Annotated in this window: 16 protein-coding genes and 1 pseudogene; 10 read left to right on the top strand and 7 right to left on the bottom strand. The window is 67.4% G+C overall.

The window, feature by feature from the left end; translation table 11 throughout:
* Positions 1–15 precede the first annotated feature (15 nt).
* Positions 16–876: pseudogene (gene folP / locus AArcCO_RS02560) on the bottom strand (dihydropteroate synthase); the annotation flags it as partial.
* Between the two features lie 118 nt (positions 877–994).
* Between folP and AArcCO_RS15945 the strand changes: the two are divergent.
* The gene (locus AArcCO_RS15945; protein WP_345780872.1) at positions 995–1396 is read left to right on the top strand and encodes a DUF7310 family coiled-coil domain-containing protein; all 402 of its coding nucleotides are present in this window, start codon (positions 995–997) and stop codon (positions 1394–1396) included.
* 4 nt (positions 1397–1400) lie between these two features.
* A complete protein-coding gene (locus AArcCO_RS02570) occupies positions 1401–1874 on the top strand; it encodes a DUF7311 family protein (RefSeq protein WP_259534851.1) in 474 nt (157 codons plus the stop codon).
* Here AArcCO_RS02570 and AArcCO_RS02575 read toward each other — a convergent pair.
* The 5 genes from AArcCO_RS02575 to AArcCO_RS02595 all read right to left on the bottom strand — a co-directional run bounded on the left by AArcCO_RS02575 (position 1871) and on the right by AArcCO_RS02595 (position 6333).
* A complete protein-coding gene (locus tag AArcCO_RS02575) occupies positions 1871–2272 on the bottom strand; it encodes a TRAM domain-containing protein (protein ID WP_259534852.1) in 402 nt (133 codons plus the stop codon). The two genes, AArcCO_RS02570 and AArcCO_RS02575, sit on opposite strands and share 4 nt — an antisense overlap.
* 102 nt (positions 2273–2374) lie before the next feature.
* Entirely contained in the window at positions 2375–4312 is a 1938-nt protein-coding gene (locus tag AArcCO_RS02580) for a molybdopterin biosynthesis protein (RefSeq protein WP_259534854.1), read from the bottom strand.
* Positions 4309–5583 carry a molybdopterin molybdotransferase MoeA gene (gene glp / locus AArcCO_RS02585; protein ID WP_259534856.1) on the bottom strand — a complete coding sequence of 425 codons (1275 nt, stop codon included), beginning with the start codon at positions 5581–5583 and terminating at the stop codon, positions 4309–4311. The genes AArcCO_RS02580 and glp overlap by 4 nt, the downstream gene beginning before the upstream one ends.
* A 54-nt stretch (positions 5584–5637) precedes the next feature.
* On the bottom strand, positions 5638–6021 hold the full coding sequence (gene lwrS / locus AArcCO_RS02590; protein ID WP_259534857.1) for an LWR-salt protein: 384 nt from the start codon (positions 6019–6021) through the stop codon (positions 5638–5640).
* A 12-nt stretch (positions 6022–6033) separates the two neighbouring features.
* A complete protein-coding gene (locus AArcCO_RS02595; protein WP_259534858.1) occupies positions 6034–6333 on the bottom strand; it encodes a 4a-hydroxytetrahydrobiopterin dehydratase in 300 nt (99 codons plus the stop codon).
* Between the two features lie 128 nt (positions 6334–6461).
* Here AArcCO_RS02595 and uppS point away from each other — a divergent pair, with 128 nt between their 5' ends.
* The 6 genes from uppS to AArcCO_RS02625 all read left to right on the top strand — a co-directional run bounded on the left by uppS (position 6462) and on the right by AArcCO_RS02625 (position 13605).
* The gene (gene uppS, locus AArcCO_RS02600; protein WP_259534859.1) at positions 6462–7460 is read left to right on the top strand and encodes a polyprenyl diphosphate synthase; all 999 of its coding nucleotides are present in this window, start codon (positions 6462–6464) and stop codon (positions 7458–7460) included.
* 50 nt (positions 7461–7510) lie between these two features.
* Positions 7511–8236 carry a YkgJ family cysteine cluster protein gene (locus tag AArcCO_RS02605; RefSeq protein WP_259534860.1) on the top strand — a complete coding sequence of 242 codons (726 nt, stop codon included), beginning with the start codon at positions 7511–7513 and terminating at the stop codon, positions 8234–8236.
* Between the two features lie 47 nt (positions 8237–8283).
* Positions 8284–8616: an uS10/mL48 family ribosomal protein gene (locus AArcCO_RS02610; RefSeq protein ID WP_259534861.1), complete on the top strand. Its 333-nt coding sequence runs from the start codon at positions 8284–8286 to the stop codon at positions 8614–8616.
* A 123-nt stretch (positions 8617–8739) separates the two neighbouring features.
* The gene (locus AArcCO_RS02615; RefSeq protein ID WP_259534862.1) at positions 8740–9117 is read left to right on the top strand and encodes a DUF7518 family protein; all 378 of its coding nucleotides are present in this window, start codon (positions 8740–8742) and stop codon (positions 9115–9117) included.
* Between the two features lie 26 nt (positions 9118–9143).
* Complete coding sequence (smc, locus tag AArcCO_RS02620) at positions 9144–12743, top strand: chromosome segregation protein SMC (protein ID WP_259534863.1); 3600 nt, start codon at positions 9144–9146, stop codon at positions 12741–12743.
* A 31-nt stretch (positions 12744–12774) separates the two neighbouring features.
* The gene (locus AArcCO_RS02625; protein WP_259536511.1) at positions 12775–13605 is read left to right on the top strand and encodes a segregation and condensation protein A; all 831 of its coding nucleotides are present in this window, start codon (positions 12775–12777) and stop codon (positions 13603–13605) included.
* A 1305-nt stretch (positions 13606–14910) separates the two neighbouring features.
* Here the strand turns inward: AArcCO_RS02625 and AArcCO_RS02630 are convergent.
* Positions 14911–15606, bottom strand: coding sequence for a CRISPR-associated protein Cas4 (locus tag AArcCO_RS02630; protein WP_259534864.1), 696 nt, complete (start codon positions 15604–15606; stop codon positions 14911–14913).
* 36 nt (positions 15607–15642) lie between these two features.
* On the opposite strand from AArcCO_RS02630, the gene AArcCO_RS02635 reads away from it, so the two are divergent.
* Together AArcCO_RS02635 and AArcCO_RS02640 are read left to right on the top strand one after the other, a co-directional pair.
* Entirely contained in the window at positions 15643–15954 is a 312-nt protein-coding gene (locus tag AArcCO_RS02635) for a glutaredoxin family protein (protein WP_259534865.1), read from the top strand.
* The gene (locus tag AArcCO_RS02640) at positions 15954–16529 is read left to right on the top strand and encodes a GNAT family N-acetyltransferase (RefSeq protein WP_259534867.1); all 576 of its coding nucleotides are present in this window, start codon (positions 15954–15956) and stop codon (positions 16527–16529) included. Before AArcCO_RS02635 ends, AArcCO_RS02640 begins: the two co-directional genes overlap by 1 nt.
* The last annotated feature ends 26 nt before the right edge of the window (positions 16530–16555 follow it).

The raw sequence follows: 16555 nt of genomic DNA on the forward strand, positions 1-16555 counted from the left end.
CCCCCCACCCGGATCGCGCTCCCCGAACTCGTGGCCGATCACCGCTGCGTCGCGGGTCTCGGCCACGTCGTGTGTTCGGACGACGTCCGCCCCCCGTTCGACGGCCATCGACGTCGCCGCCAGGCTCACCGGAAGCGCCTCCTCGGTCGATCGATCCGCGAGATGTCGGAGGAAGTTCTTGCGGTTGATCGACACCAGCATCGGTCGCTCGAGCCCCCGGAACTGTCGGAGACGGCGGAACGTCTCCCGGTCGTCCTCGATCGTCTTCTTCTCGCTCCAGCCGCCGAACGCGGGATCGACGATGGTCTTGTCGGTTAGCCCGTTCTGTTGTAACGCCTCGTACACCCGGTCGACGTAGTCGGCCTCTCTCGCCCACTCCGGCGACCGCGCACGCGCCCAGTCGACGTCGGTGACGGCCCCCGGACGGGCGAGGTCGGGGGGGCTCGCCATCTTGCAGACGGCGACGTCGTGTTCGCGACACACCGTCGGCATCTCCGGGTCGGCGAAGCCACAGACGTCGTTGACCATGTCGAACCCCCGATTCAGGGCGGCGTCGGCCACCTCGGCGTAGCGGGTCTCGATCGAGAAGACGGCGTCGCCGCTCACCGATTCGATCGCCTCGAGGGCGACGTCGAGCCGATCGAGTTCCTCCTTCGCCGTGAGAACGTCGAACCGCTTGTTCGCCGACTCGAGCCCCACGTCGACGATGTCGGCTCCCTCGTCGATCAGCTGTTCGTCCACGTACGTGGCCGCCTCCCCTGGATCGTCGTGAACGGAGGGGTCGTACGGCGACTCGTCGCTCACGTTCAACACGCCCATGATCCGCGGTGGATACCCGTCGCCGATCGGCAGTCCGGCCGCGTGGACCGTTCGCATGAGTGGTACGTGGTAACGAACGGATTAAGTGTTGACGATCCGGTGTATCCCGGCGGTCGGAAACACGCCGACGCGACCGGGGGTTTATCAGTGATGCCGAACCAGCCGGCCCCGGGTCATGTCGACACACGAAAACGGCTCGGGAAGCGTCGCCGAACGCGACCGGGCCGAGGCCGGGATCGACGAGTTGGCTGCCGAAATCGAGACACTGGAGTCCCGTGTGGCCGAACTCGAGGCGGCCACCGAGGCGCTTCGGGGGTACGCCGGGAGCGTTCGAAGCGTCAACCGGGCCGTCGAGCGCCGGGCGGATCGGGCCCTCGCGACCGTCGAACGGCTTCGACGCCGGCTCGACGGGGAACCGTCGGACGTCGACGTGGGAGCACCGACCGTCGCCGGCGAACCCGAGCCGATCGAGCGCCCCCGAACCGACCGAACCGACCGAACCGACCGAACCGACCGAACCGACCGAACCGACCGAACCGACCGAACCGACCGAACCGACCGAACCGGCGAGCCGTGATCCCGTGATCCGGCCCGCGGTTTCGATCGTGCTCGCGGTCGTGCTGGTAGGGGTCGCAACGGGGGCGCTTTCGGCCACGGAGACGGAACGCTCTGTGACGCACGTCGAGGGTGAGATCGACCGTCTCGAGCGCGCCGCCGCCGACCTCGTGGCGTCCTCGACGGCGGTAGCGGGGATCGACAGTGCCGGGCGAGTTCCGGTGACGGTGACAGTCCCGGACAGCGGGATCTCGAGCGCCCGGATCGACCGTGTTCGGCTCGGCTGTCCGGTTTCGGTTCCGTCCGAGGAGTGTCCGCCGTGGCAGGCGAGCTACCGCCTTCCGGACGGGACTGCCCGGCAGCTATCGGTCGACGGTCCTCGCCTCAGAACGGCCGATGGGCCGCTCGTGTTCGGTCCCGGAAAACACCGGCTGTCACTCGTGTACGTTCGGACCGAGGACGATCGGCCCGCCGTGATCGTCAGCCGTCGCGGCGCCTAGAGGTCCTCTTCGATGACCTCGCCGACCGCGAAGTTCGACTTCACCTCGGTCACTTCGATCTTGACGCGCTCGCCGACGTCGGCCCCGGGGACGATGATGACGTAGCCCCGTTCGACGCGGGCGATCCCGTCGCCTTGTTTGCCGAGATCCTCGATTTCGACGTACCGGATTTCGCCGGGTTCGACGGGCGGCTGCGGGCCGTCGTCGTGGTCGGCAGCCGCGGACTCGGACGGTTCGTCGGTTTCTGCCTGTCCGGCGATCAGCGCGACCCGGTAGGTCTCCCCCGCCGAGAGCGACCCGGTCTCGATCTCGCGACGGGGCACCTCGACGACGTAGCTGTCTCCCTTCTCGCGCAGTTCAGCACTGAACAGACAAAGCAGGTTATCGGAGATTTCCATAGCAGACCTCTACCGTTCGCGTGGGCATCGTTCCTAATAGTTGTACCGCCGCAAACCCGGGCGGGCGCCCCGGAAAAACCGGGCGGGCGCCCCGTTTTCCGGTCACGAATCGTCCGCGGATTCGAACCCGTCGAGACCGGCCAGGTGATCCTCACCCGTCAGGGCAGATTCGAGACGGACGACGCTCGGCTTTTCGGTTCGCTCGGGGTTCGCACGGACGCGGACCTCCTGGATCCCGATCGGAACGAACCCGAGCCCCAGTTCCGTCGCGGTCGCCCGGAGGCCGATCCCGACGTCGGCGTCGCCGGCGGCGACCGCACGGGCCGGGCTCTCGAACGCCCGCGATTCGAGGGTGAACCCGTCGATTTCGTCGATGGCCTCCTCGCTGTCGAACCCCCGCTCGCCGGCGAGGGTGTCGATCTCGGCCTCGAGAGCGGTTCGCAGTCCGGAGTCGCTCGTCCGGTTGCGGAACGCGAGGTCCCGATCGAGCAGGTCACCGAGCCCCCGTACATCGTCCGGGTTGTCCTGCGGGACGATCAGCCCCCACTCCCGCGTCCACCCGCCGAGCTCGACCGCGTCGACCGATCGGCGCACCGGGCCGGCGGTGACGACCACGTCCGGAAGCCCGTCCCGGAGCCGCCGGAGACCCTCCCGCGTGCCGACCGGGAGGTACCGCGGCCGGTCGAGCTCGTCGAGCAGCCGGTTGAGCGCGGGATCGTCCTCCCCGACGCCCAGAAGTGTCGGCGGGCGGACGTCCGGGGAGAACAGCTCTACCTCGACGCGCTCGCCGGCATCAAGGTAGTCGGTATCCGGGTCGATCGCGACCACGCCGTCGGCCTCGACGAGGCTCGTCGTCGCCCCCGAGCCCTTGTCGACCGGATAGACGAGCGGTTCACTCTCTTCGGCCGCGGGTTCTGTGGATCCCTCGACATCCAGAAGTCCGACCGGGAGGAACCGGAGCCGCCCCTCGCCGTGGCGCTGTTCGACGGCCATCCGGCCGGTGACGGTCGCGGTCTCGGGTTCCGGGATGCCGGCGGCCTCGCGCAGGGCCGGCGCGAGGAACGTCCGGAAGATGGTAAGCGCGGACACGGGGTAGCCCGGGAGGCCGACGTACGCGGATTCACCGCCGTCTTTGCGGTCCAGCCGCCCGACGAGCATCGGCTTGCCGGGCTTGACTGCGACGCCGTGCAACAGGAGTTCTCCCCGCCGTTCAATCACCCGATAGATGACGTCGACGGCACTCGCCGAGGTCGATCCCGAGGAAACGACGAGGTCACACTCGTCGGCCGCCTGCGAGAGCAACCGTTCCATCTCCTCGTCGTCGTCGCCGACGTTGGGGTATAGCTTTGCGGTCCCGCCCGCTTCCTCGACGGCCGTAGCGATCGTGTAGCTGTTGACGTCGTAAATCTCCCCCCGATCGTCGTTCAGCGGTTCGCCCGGCCGGACGAGCTCGTCGCCGGTCGAGACGATCCCGACGGTCGGCCGACCCCGGACAGGAACTTCCTCGACGCCCAGCGCCGACAGCAGGCCGATCTCCCGGGGGGTGAGCCGCGTCCCCGGGCCGAGCGCACGGGCGCCGGCGGCGATGTCCGCGCCAGCGAGCATCACGTGGTCGCCCGGTGCGACGGCGGTCCTGACCGCGATCCCGTCGCCGCCGTCCACCGGATCCGTGCGCTCGACCATCACGACGGCGTCGGCACCCGGGGGCATCACCGCCCCGGTGGAGATCTCGACGCAGGTTCCCGGATCGACGGTCGCGTCCGGCTCCTCGCCGGCGTGGATCTCGCCCACGAGATCGAGCACCGCCGGGGCCGCCTCGTCCGCGCCGAAGGTGTCGCGCGCTCGGACCGCGTAGCCGTCCATCGACGCCCGGTCGAACCCCGGGACGTCGCGTCCGGCGTCGATCCGTTCGGCGAGCACCCGTCCCCGGGCCTCCGTGAGGGGGACCGATTCCGGATCGCCCGTCAACTCGAGCGACGCGATCGCTTCCCTCGCCTCCTCCGGGGTGGCGAGATCGCGGAACTGCTTTCGGTCGCTCACTGTGATCCCTCCCACACCTCGACGGGGACGGTCTCGCCGGCGTCGAATCCCTCCAGCGGTTCCGGGACGACGACCCAGCCGTCGGCAAGGGCAACCGACGAGAGCACCCCCGACCCCGAGGCACGGGTGGGCGTCGCCACGAGCGAGGGTTTCTCGCCGTCAGCACCCTCGTCGTCGCCGGCGTTCGCGTCGTCCGACTCCAGTCGAACCCGGGCGAACGTCCGGGTGCCGGGTTCGCTGGGGATTTTGCGCGTCAGGCGCGCGGTTCGGGTCGGGTGTGGCGGTAGCGGCATCCCGCCGACGTCCTTGAGCACCGGTCGGAGGAACTGCACGGCGTTAACGATGCAGGCGACGGGGTAGCCGGGGAGCATCACGACCGGCGTGTCTTCGACCGCGCCCAGCGCGACCGGATGTCCCGGCTTGAGCGCGACGCCGTGGACCAGCAGCTCGCCGAGTCCGTCGACGACGTCGGGAACCAGGTCGCGTTCCCCCACCGACGAGCCGCCGGTGGTGACGACGATGTCGTGGTCCAGGTCGCGTTCGATCGCGTTTTCGAGGGCGTCCTCGTCGTCGGTGACGATCTCTCGATACGTGGCGTCACTACCCCACCGTTCGGCGAGCCGTGTGACCGTGAGACCGTTCGTCTCGATCACCTCGCCCGGTCCGGGGTCCGACTGCACGAGCTCTTCGCCGGTCGGGAGAACGGCGACGGTCGGGCGTTCGTAGACAGTGAGCTCCTCCAGCCCGACGGACTTGAGCAGGCCGAGATCGGACGGGCGGAGCCGGTGGCCCGGCTCGTAGAGGGTCTGTCCTTCTGCGACGTCTTCGCCGGCGTCGCCGACGTTTTCCCCCTCCGCGACGGCGTCGAACACCTCGAGTTCCTCGAGTTCGTCGTCGCTGCCGTCGATCTCCTCGACCTGTTCGATCATCACGACTGCGTCGGCGCCCGACGGGAGGTCGCTGCCGGTGTGAACTCGCGCGGCTTCCTCGGGACCGACCCGGCCGTCGGTCGGACGGAGGACGCTCGGAGAGCGTTCCGAGGCGCCGAAGGTGTCACGCGCCCGGACCGCGTAGCCGTCCATTGCTGCCCGGTCGTAGCCGGGGACGGGGTTGGGCGCCGCGATCGTCTCGGCGACGGTCCGTCCGTCGGCGTCGGCGACGGCGACGCGTTCCGTGCGGCCGTGTGGTTCCACAACCTCCCGGATCGAATAGAGAGCGTCTGCGACCCGGGTGCGATGTTTGAACCCGGACTCCTGTCGGTCGGTGGTCATACACGTGGGTTTGTCGCGGCCGGTATAAGGCTGGCCGGTTCGTGGCCTCTTTGGTCAGTGGTTTCCTTCGCCCCGTGGCTGGACCCGGATCGAGCTTCCGAAGTACTTGTGAAGCGTCTCCTCGACCGATTCGGCGTTGAACGTCTCGAGGTGCCGTCCGATCTCCGCCTCTAGCGCTTCGCGATACGCCGCGTCGCACTCGAACTCCCGGAAGCTCACGCTCTCCACTGGGAGGCCGAGCCAGTCACTCGCGAGCTCACGGGCGTATGCGTCGTCGTTCACCTCACCTCGCCACAGCGCGTTCCGGAAGAACAGCCAGCCGTTGGCGCCCGGCGGCTCCGCCGGCAGGCGAACGACCGTCTCGAACGTCTCCGGCTCCGTCCGCACCCGCCGGGCGTCGAGTCGAAACCGAACCCGGAAGACGTACTCGGCGTGCATCGCTCGTGGGGTTCAGTCACCGCCGTCGAACTCCGCTTCGAAGAGTTCGTCGAACGATGCTGCAAGCGTCATGTCCCGCTCTGTGATGCCGCCGGCGTCGTGGGTCGTAAACCGCACTTCGAGTTCCTTGTACCGGATCACCATCTCGGGGTGGTGGAACTCTTCCTCGGCGATCTCACCGGCATCGCCGGCGAACGCGACACCTGCGAGGTAGTCATCGAAGCCGTACTCGCGTACGATTTCGTCGCCGTCCCGCTCCCAGCCGTCCGGGAGCCGTCTCTCGATCTCCTCGTCGGAAAGCAGTTCGGGCATGGTAGTTCCACGTCGTGCGACTGGTTAACAGTTTTCCCGACCCGCCGATTTCGTTCCCGCCGACGCATCCCGTCGTCGGAGCGATTGGTTCCAGAAGGCACATATTCGGGGCGTCCGCAGGGGGGAACATGTTCCGCGGCCTCCGGCAGCGACTCGGAGGGGGACGTCTCTCCCGTTCGAACGTCCGAGAGCGGCTGGTAGGACCGTTCGAGCGGACGTACGAGCAGGCCTACGAGCGGCTGCTCCGCCGGGAGATCGACGAGGTGCCGGATCACGTGGCGGTAATCCAGGACGGAAATCGGCGGTACGCCCGAAAAAAAGGGGCAAAGGCACCGGAGGGCCACCGGGCGGGAGCGTCGACGACCGAACAGGTGCTGGAGTGGTGTGAGGAGCTCGGGATCGAGGAGCTCACGCTGTATGCGTTTTCTACGGAGAACTTCGAGCGCCCCGACGAGGAGCTGGAGCCGCTGTTCGACTTGGTCGCCGAGAAACTCCGGGAGTTCGCCGACGCCGAGCGGGTTCACGAGACGGGCGTTCGGATCCACGCGATCGGCGACGTCGACCGGCTCCCGACGCGGGTGCAGGAGGCCGTGGCGTACGCCGAGCGCCGGACCGCCGGCTACGAGGAGTTCCGGCTGAACGTCGCGCTCGCGTACGGCGGCCGCAACGAACTCACCAGGGCGGCCCGGGAGATCGCAGCGGAGGTCGACGACGGGACGCTCGACCCCGAGGCGGTCGACGTCGCGGAGATCGAACGGCGGCTCTACCGGGAGCCCGTGCGGGAGGTGGACCTGATCGTGCGGACCGGCGGCGACGAGCGCACCTCGAACTTCCTGCCGTGGTACGCGAACGGCAACGAGGCGGCCGTCTACTTCTGTGCGCCCTACTGGCCGGCGTTTTCGAAACCCGACTTCCTGCGAGGTATCCGGACCTACCAGGCGAGAGAACGCTCCTGGCGGCGCAACCGGGTCGAACGAGCGGCGACGCTGGTCCGGGCGATCGCGGCCGTCGAATTCGCGGAGGCGCGCTCGCTCGTCGGTCGGCTCCGGGACCAGTTCCCTCGCAGGGAGGCCGAGGAAATCGAGAACGTGCTCGGGGACACTGACGATCCCGACCTGGCAGACTGATCGACTGATCGGCCCGGGGCCTTTTTACCCCTGGTGCCGTTCGAACGGCCGTGAACTCGCTGGAAGCCGACCTCGAACGCGCTCGAGAACTCGACGTGGCGGCGATCGCGGACGCCGTCGAGTCGATCGGCTTCGAGTGCACGCGGTGTGGCGGCTGCTGTACGGCCGAGGAGTCGGACGCCGGCAGGGAACCACACACTGCAACCGTCTTTCCCGACGAAGTCAGGCGGCTTCAGGCGATCGGCGACCGCGTGTGGGACGCGGTCGCCAGACCGATGCCCTACGGGCTCGAGGACGCTGGCCCGAGCGGAGGGGCCTGCGGGTCGACGGAGGGAACTCGCGATCCGAGCGGGGAGACGTTCGAGTGGGCACTTGCAGTCGACGGCTGTGGCGACTGCGTCTTTTATACCGAAACCGAGGAGGGCGTCGGCGCGTGCACGGTCCACGAAGCGCGTCCGCTCGTGTGTCGGACGTACCCGTTCTCGCTGGACGTGCTGTCGGACCGGGGGGTGGAGGAAGCCGTCGTCGAACGCGACGAGGCGGTCCTGGCACACGAATGTGCGGGACTCGGACGCGACATCTCGCGGGCGAACGCCGAAGCGATGGCTGAGACGCTGAAACGGCGGGCGATCCGGGAGCTCGAGGAAGCCATCGCGGTCCGCGACAGCTACCGACCGACGGCCGTCGACGGGGTGGTCGTCCACGACTCCGAGGGACAAAAGCGACCGGACGGGAGGCGCCTCGGGGACGGGTCCGGATCGGACGGACCCAGGTAGATGCGCTTTTGGGGTTCGGGAACGCAGCAACGGACAGGCTCCAGCACATGACCTTCGTCACGAAACTCACCTTCCAGTCGGGCGACAGGGCGGTTCTCGAGGACACCGTCGAGGAAATCAAAGGGATGCTCGAACGCAAGGGAGTCGAGTGCAAGGGGCCACACTCCTCTCCCCCGGAGAAGCTCCGCGTGCCGCTGTCCCGCCGGCTCGACGCCGGCGACACGTTCGACCCGTGGACCTACACCGTCTACACTCGCCGGATGGAGATCCACGGCGCCGAACACATCGCCCGGGAGGTGGGTCACATGGACTTTCCCGACTCGCTTCACGTCGAAATCGAGGTCGGCCGGAAACGGCCGCTGGGCTACCGCCGGAACTGACGGCAAAACAGGCGAAACCAAAACAGGCGAAACCGGCGTGCGGACGGGTCTCCCGTGTCCGTGCGGCATCGTCACACGCCCGTCTGACGCACATTTATACAGCCGGAACGACCTGTTGTTCGTATGAGTAACCGGGTGGAGGACCTGGAACGCCAGGTGCAGGAGCTTCAGGCCGCAGTCAACGGACTGACCGAGGAGTTGGTGGAGACGAAAGCACGCCTCCAGGACCTCGAGGCGGCCGAACGGGAGGAACCTGAACCGCCGGCGGAGCCTTCGGAGGTTCCCGCGGAACGGACGACAAAAAGCGACGTCCACGCCGATGTCGTCGAGGCGAACCCCGAGGCGAAGCCTGCCGAGGAGTCCGACGCGGACGCGGCCGCCGACAGCGATGCAGCCGCCGAGGACGGCTCGGAGGAATCGGTCGAAGCAGCTAAATCCGAGGAGCCTGACGAATCGAGCGGAGATGGGGAGTCGGAGGAGAGCGACATAATCGTCGCGTAAGCTCGCGACTCCATCGCGAGCGACCCATGCACATCAAAGAGCTCGTACTGGACGATTTCAAGAGCTTCGGACGACCGACGCGTATCCCCTTTTACGAGGATTTCACGGTGATCACCGGGCCGAACGGCTCGGGCAAGTCGAACATCATCGACGCGGTGTTGTTCGCGCTGGGACTCGCCCGGACGCGGGGGATCCGTGCGAAGAAGCTGACGGACCTCATCTACAACCCCGGCCACGAGGACGACGCGAACTCTGCCGGGCCGAACGAGGCGTCGGTGACGGTGGTGTTGAACAACGAGGACCGCACCCTCTCGCGGGAGCAGGTGGTTACGGCCGCAGGCAGCGACCGGATCGGCGACGTCGACGAGATCACGATCAAGCGTCGGGTGAAGGAGACCGAGGACAACTACTACTCCTACTACTACCTCAACGAGCGCTCGGTGAACCTCTCGGACATCCGCGATCTGCTCTCGCAGGCGGGTATCACTCCGGAGGGGTACAACGTCGTGATGCAGGGCGACGTCACCGAGATCATCAACATGACTCCCTACCAGCGTCGGGGGATTATCGACGAGATCGCCGGCGTCGCGGAGTTCGACGCAAAAAAGGAGGACGCCTTCGAGGAGCTGGAGACCGTCGAGTCCCGGATCGGCGAGGCCGACCTCCGGATCGAGGAGAAGCAGGACCGGCTCGACCAGCTGGAGGACGAGCGGGAGGCCGCCCTCGAATACGAGTCGCTGCGCGAGGAGAAAGCGGAGTACGAGGGCTACCTCGAGGCGGCCGAACTCGAGGAAAAGCGGGGCACTCTCGAGGGAACCGAAAAGAAGATCGAGGCGAACGAACAGACCCGCGATGAGCTGCAGGCGGAACTCGACGAGCGCCAGACTCGGGTCGACGAACTCGAGGCGGAGCTCGAGGAGCTCAACCGCGAGGTCGAGCGGAAAGGCGAAGACGAGCAGCTCCGGATCAAAAGCGAGATCGAGGAGGTCAAAGGCGAGATCTCCCGGCTCGAAGGGAAGATCGAAACCGCAACCGAGCGGATCGAGGACGCAGAAACCGAGCGCAGGGAGGCGTTCGTCCAGATCGACCGCAAGGAGGAGCGGCTCGAGGAGCTGGAAGGGGAGATCCGCGAGCTGAAAGTCGAGAAGGCGTCCGTAAAGCGGGAGATCGGCGAAAAGCAGTCGGAACTCGCCGAGATCGAAGCCGAGATCGACTCGGAGGACACCGAGTTCGACGAGCTGAAGGCCGATCTGGCCGACCGCAAACAGCGGCTCGAGGAACTCAAAGACGAGGCGAACGACCTCCAGCGGGAGAAGGACCGCCTGCTCGACGACGCCAGACGGCGATCCAACGAGCTCGCGGAGGCGCGCGAGGAGCTCGAGACAGCCCACGAGAAGATCCCCGAACTGAAGGCCCGCAGGTCGGAGCTGCACGGCGAACTCGACACCGCAGAGCGGAACCTGCGGACGATCGAGGGGACGATCGAGGAGCTGCAGGCCGAGAAAGCGGAGCTGTCGGCGGAACTCGAGGAGGTCGAAGGCGAGCTCCGGGAGAAACAGACCGAGTACGCCGAACTCGAGGCGCGCGCGGACCGCGAGGGCGACAGCTCCTGGCCGCGGTCGGTCACGACGATCCTGAACGCGGACGTCTCCGGCGTCCACGGCGCGGTCGGCGACCTCGGCGCGGTCGACTCGGAGTACGCCGTCGCCTGCGAAACCGCTGCCGGCGGCCGACTCGCGAACGTCGTCGTCGACGACGACGGCGTCGGGGCGACCTGCATCGACTACCTCAAGTCGCGCAACGCGGGGCGGGCGACGTTCCTGCCGATCACGGAGATGGAAACCCGGAGTCTGCCCCGAGAGCCCTCCCATCCCGGCGTCGTCGACTTCGCGCGCAACCTCGTCGACTACGACGCCGAGTACGAGGGGATCTTCTCGTATGTGCTCGGCTCCACGCTGGTCGTCGAGGACATGGATACGGCCCGGGATCTGATGGGAGACTACCGGATGGTGACCCTCGAGGGCGACCTCGTCGAACGGTCGGGCGCGATGACCGGCGGGTCGGGCGGCGGCTCCAGATACTCCTTCAGCAAGTCCGGGAAGGGGAAGCTCGAACGGCTCGCAGAGGAGATTTCCGAGCTCGAGGATCGACGTCGGGACGTGGAGTCGGAGATCCGCGAAATCGAAGGCGACGTCGACGACGCCCGCGACCGGAAGACGGACGCCGCAGACCGGGTCCGAGCGGTCGAGGGCGACATCGAGGACGCCGAGGCGGAACTCGGCCGGCAGGACGACCGGATCGACGAGCTGGAAGGGCGGATCGACGAGCTGGAGGCCGAACGGGAGTCGGTCGACGAGCAGATGAACGAACTGGAGGCGGAGCTGTCCGACGTCCAGGACGAGCGGGCCGAGGTCGAAGGCGAGATCGCGGAGCTCGAGTCCGAACTCGCCGACTCGCGGATCCCGGAGCTCACCGACCGCGCAGACGAGGTGCGCGCCGAGATCGACGACCTCGAGTCGAAGATGGACGACCTCGACGGCCGGCTCAACGAAAGGACCGTCGAGGTCGAGTACGTCGAGGAGTCGATCGAGGAGCTGCAGGGGACCGTCGAGACCGCCCGAGAACGGAAGGCGGACGCCGAATCCGACATCGAGAGCTACGAGGAACGGATCGAGGAAAAGCAGGACACACTCGAGGAAAAGCGGGCGGCGATCGAGGAGCTCGAAGGGGAGCTCGTCGACCTGAAAGAGGAGCGCACCGATCTCCGGGAGGAGCTTCGGGGGGCGGAACGCGCCCGGAACGAACAGCGCGAACGCGTCTCGGAGATCGAGTCGACGCTGTCGGACTTGCGGGGGACCAAAGAGCGGCTCGAATGGGAGATCGAGGAGCTCGAGGCGGCCGTCGGCGACTACGACCCCGAGGAGATCCCCGATCACGACGAACTCGAGGCACGGATCGACCAGCTGGAAGAGGAAATGACGTCGCTGGAGCCGGTAAACATGCTCGCGATCGACGAGTACGACGAGGTGGAGTCGGAGCTGGAGACGATGACCGAGCGCCGGGACGTGCTAATCGAGGAGCGAGACGGCATCGAAGAGCGGATCGACCAGTACGAAACACAGAAAAAGCAGACGTTCATGGAGGCGTTCGATGCGATCGACGGCGAGTTCCAGAACGTCTTCTCCCGGCTGTCGGACGGCTCTGGCGAACTCGTCCTGGAGGATCCCGAGGACCCGTTCGAGGGCGGACTGACGATGAAGGCCCGCCCGGCGGACAAGCCGGTCCAGCGGCTCGACGCGATGTCCGGCGGCGAGAAGTCGCTGACGGCGCTGTCGTTCATCTTCGCGATTCAGCGACACAACCCCGCGCCGTTTTACGCACTCGACGAGATCGACGCGTTCCTCGACGCGGTCAACGCCGAACGCGTCGGGGAGATGGTCGACGATCTGGCCGGTGACGCCCAGTTCGTCGTCGTCTCGCACCGCTCGGCGCTGCTGGAACGCTCCGAACGCGCGATCGGCGTGACCATGCAACAGGACAACGTCAGCGCCGTCACCGGCCTGCAGTTCGGCGAGGAGTCCGGGGAGAGCGCCGAGGAGTCCGGGGAGGTGAGTGCCGGTGACTAGCAGCTTCGGACTCGACGTCGGAAGCGAGCCGGTGGTGGAGTCGACGCCGGCCGACGTCGACGACGACGAGGTCGAGCCGGTCGAACTCCTCGTCCAGCTCGCCGAGGAGGGCGAGATCGAGCCGTGGGACATCGACATCGTCACGGTCACCGACGCGTTCCTCGAGAAGCTCGATGCGACCGATCTGCGGACGTCGGGTCGAGCGCTGTTTTACGCCTCCGTCCTGCTGCGGATGAAAAGCGACGCGATGCTCGCCGAGGACGACGAGGAAGACGACGAGCCCGAACCGTGGGAGCTGGCGATGGAGGGTGGCACACAGGAGCGTTCGGATCCGGCGTTCGATCCGGTCGACGCGCTCGAGGCGGAGATGGACCGCCGGCTCGACAGAAAGAACACCCGTGGACAGCCGGAGACGCTCGAGGGGCTCGTCCGGGAGCTCCGCGAGGCGGAACGGGAATCGTGGTGGAAGCGTCGGCGGGAGTACGACACCAGCGACTCCCCGAGCGGCTACGACCGCGGGATGCAGACGCTGGATTACCACGCCGACGACGACGCCCGGCGGGACGGGGAGCCGACCGCGGGCGACGTGACCGCCCGGACCCACGACGAGGACATCGAAGAGGTGATCGAGGGGGTGACCGACGCGCTTCGGGAGCAGTACGCCGCCGGCCGGGGGGAAGTGCTGTTCGCGGAGGTGCGCACCGCCGGTGGACGCCCCTTTATGACGTATCTGTCGCTTCTGTTCATGGCCCACCGCGGCGCGGTCCGACTCCGGCAGGACGAGCTGTTTGGCGACCTGTGGATCCAGGATCACAACGTCACCGCCGTCGCCGAGGAGGCGGACGCTGTCGCGGATGACTAGCCACGACCTTTTTTAACGGGGGCCTCGGGCGCTCTTCGAGCGCCCTCGACCCCCGTCAAAAAAGCTCGGCCAAAAAAGCCGCCTCCGCGGGCTCCGCCCGCTCCGGCGGTGAACCGCTCGTTGCGCTCGCTCACGGGTCGCTTCGCTCCCCGTTCGCGTCTCCGAGGTTCTCGTATTCGCTCGAACCTCGCCCCGCTCCCCGTTCGCATCTCCGAGGTTCTCGTATTCGCTCGAACCTCGCTCTCCTCGCTCACGGGTCGCTTCGCTCCCCGTTCGCGTCTCCGAGGTTCTCGCATTCGCTCGAACCTCGCTCTCCTCGCTCACGGGTCGCTTCGCTCCCCGTTCGCGTCTCCGAGGTTCTCGCATTCGCTCGAACCTCGCTCTCCTCGCTCACGGGTCGCTTCGCTCCCCGTTCGCGTCTCCGAGGTTCTCGCATTCGCTCGAACCTCGCTCTCCTCGCTCACGGGTCGCTTCGCTCCCCGTTCGCGTCTCCGAGGTTCTCGCATTCGCTCGAACCTCGCTCTCCTCGCTCACGGGTCGCTTCGCTCCCCGTTCGCGTCTCCGAGGTTCTCGCATTCGCTCGAACCTCGCTCTCCTCGCTCACGGGTCGCTTCGCTCCCCGTTCGCGTCTCCGAGGTTCTCGCATTCGCTCGAACCTCGCTCTCCTCGCTCACGGGTCGCTTCGCTCCCCGTTCGCGTCTCCGAGGTTCTCGCATTCGCTCGAACCTCGCTCTCCTCGCTCACGGGTCGCTTCGCTCCCCGTTCGCGTCTCCGAGGTTCTCGCATTCGCTCGAACCTCGCTCTCCTCGCTCACGGGTCGCTTCGCTCCCCGTTCGCGTCTCCGAGGTTCTCGCATTCGCTCGAACCTCGCTCTCCTCGCTCACGGGTCGCTTCGCTCCCCGTTCGCGTCTCCGAGGTTCTCGCATTCGCTCGAACCTCGCTCTCCTCGCTCACGGGTCGCTTCGCTCCCCGTTCGCGTCTCCGAGGTTCTCGCATTCGCTCGAACCTCGCTCTCCTCGCTCACGGGTCGCTTCGCTCCCCGTTCGCGTCTCCGAGGTTCTCGCATTCGCTCGAACCTCGCTCTCCTCGCTCACGGGTCGCTTCGCTCCCCGTTCGCGTCTCCGAGGTTCTCGCATTCGCTCGAACCTCGCTCTCCTCGCTCACGGGTCGCTTCGCTCCCCGTTCGCGTCTCCGAGGTTCTCGCATTCGCTCGAACCTCGCTCCGCTCGAACCTCGCTCCGCTCGAACCTCGCTCCGCTCGCGGGTCGCCGTGACCACCGCCTGCCTTTCGGGGGTCCACACTCCTCACAGCCCGAGCAGCGACCGGAGCGATCGGGTTCGGGTGCCACACTCTCCGCTGTACTCACACCCCTCACACCGGGCGTCGTTGACCCGCGGCGGTGGGCCGTCGATGGCCCGGACGGTTCGGAGCGCCGAGCGGTACGCCGCCTTCGCGCGCGTCGTGAGTTCGACCGTCCGCACGACGCCGTGGGCCGGATACTCCACCAGCGCCCTCGGGACCGCCCGCTTTTGTTCCCACGCGAGCGCCTTGGCGGCGGCGACCGCACGCACCCGATGGTGGTTCCACGTTCCGTCCTCGGGGGGTGATCCGGGAGAAACGATCGTCGGCACTGCCGGATCACCGACGACCTTGTGGGCGATCCCCCGACAGTCCTTCCCCGACAGCAACACCCGGGTCCGGGACGGCGACGCCAGGTCGTCCCAGTCGTCGCGTGATTCGAGCCGGGCGAGGTTCCGACGGTAGTCATCCGGTTGGAGATCGATCGGGGCCTCCCGAAGCTCCCGGTCGGCGGCGCAACGCAGCGACGGATACCGGAAGGCGAGATCGATCCGGTCGGTCGCTTCCGGCGGTGGCTCCCTGTCGTCCGCCCGTCGGGCGTGATACAGCTGTCGTGGGCAGTAGGCCCCCCGCGAGAGATCGCCGAACGTCACTGTTTCGTCGGACCCGGTTCCGCTCACGCTGGGGAGTGGTCCCGGCATGGTATTTAAGTCCGGGTAACGGATGTGGAGACGAACATGGGGGATCGAGACGACGAAACAGAGGCCGCCGACTCTACGGGCGCCGAAGGCTCCGCGGTCGACGTCACGGTTTACACGCGGGAGGACTGCCACCTGTGTGAGGAGGCGATCGAGGCGATCCGGCAGGTCGCCGCCGACGTCGGCGTGGGTGTCGCGATCGACGAAATCGACGTCGAGGAAGACGAGGAGCTCGAAGCGGAGTACGGCGATCGGGTTCCGTACGTTCTCGTGGACGGCCAGCCCGCCTACAAGTACCGGGTGGACACCTTCGACCTCCGGCGACGGCTTCGCGACCGCACCACGAGCTGATGAGGGACGACTCCAACGCAAAACGGGCTTTTGAAGCACTCCCCTCCGATGTGACGATCAGGTGTGCCGACCCGACGGAGCTGCTGGGTGTCGTGCGCGTCCTCGACGGGGGCGCGCTCGAGACCGATCTCGAGGCGATTCGACGCCGGTTACGGGCCGATCCGCCCCTGGTGTTCGTCGCGGTCGCCGAAGCCGAGTCGTCGGAGTCGTCGATGGAACGCGTCGTGGGCGCGCTGGTTTTGAACCCACTTCAGACGTCGTCTCCCGGGGACTTCGAGATCGAGCAGGTCGCGGTCCGCCGCCGTCGGCGAGGACGGGGGATCGGCCGGGCGCTCGTCGAGGCCGCCTGTGGGTTCGCGAGGGAACAGGCGCCACCGGACGCGACGGTCACGGTGACAGCGAGCTTCGACCGGACTGTCCGGCCCTTTTATGAGGCGTGTGGGTTCGAGATCGTCGACGATCCGGACCTCGAGTCCGGCGACGGTTCCCCCGATACCGCTGAGGAACCTCTCGAGTCCGGCGACGGATCCCGAACGGATCGGCTCCGGGCCCGTCGGCGGACCGACATCCGGTAACCTCGCTGAACGCGTCTCCACTGGAG

Source organism: Halalkaliarchaeum sp. AArc-CO (assembly GCF_024972735.1).
In the GTDB taxonomy this organism is placed as follows: Archaea; Halobacteriota; Halobacteria; order Halobacteriales; family Haloferacaceae; genus Halalkaliarchaeum.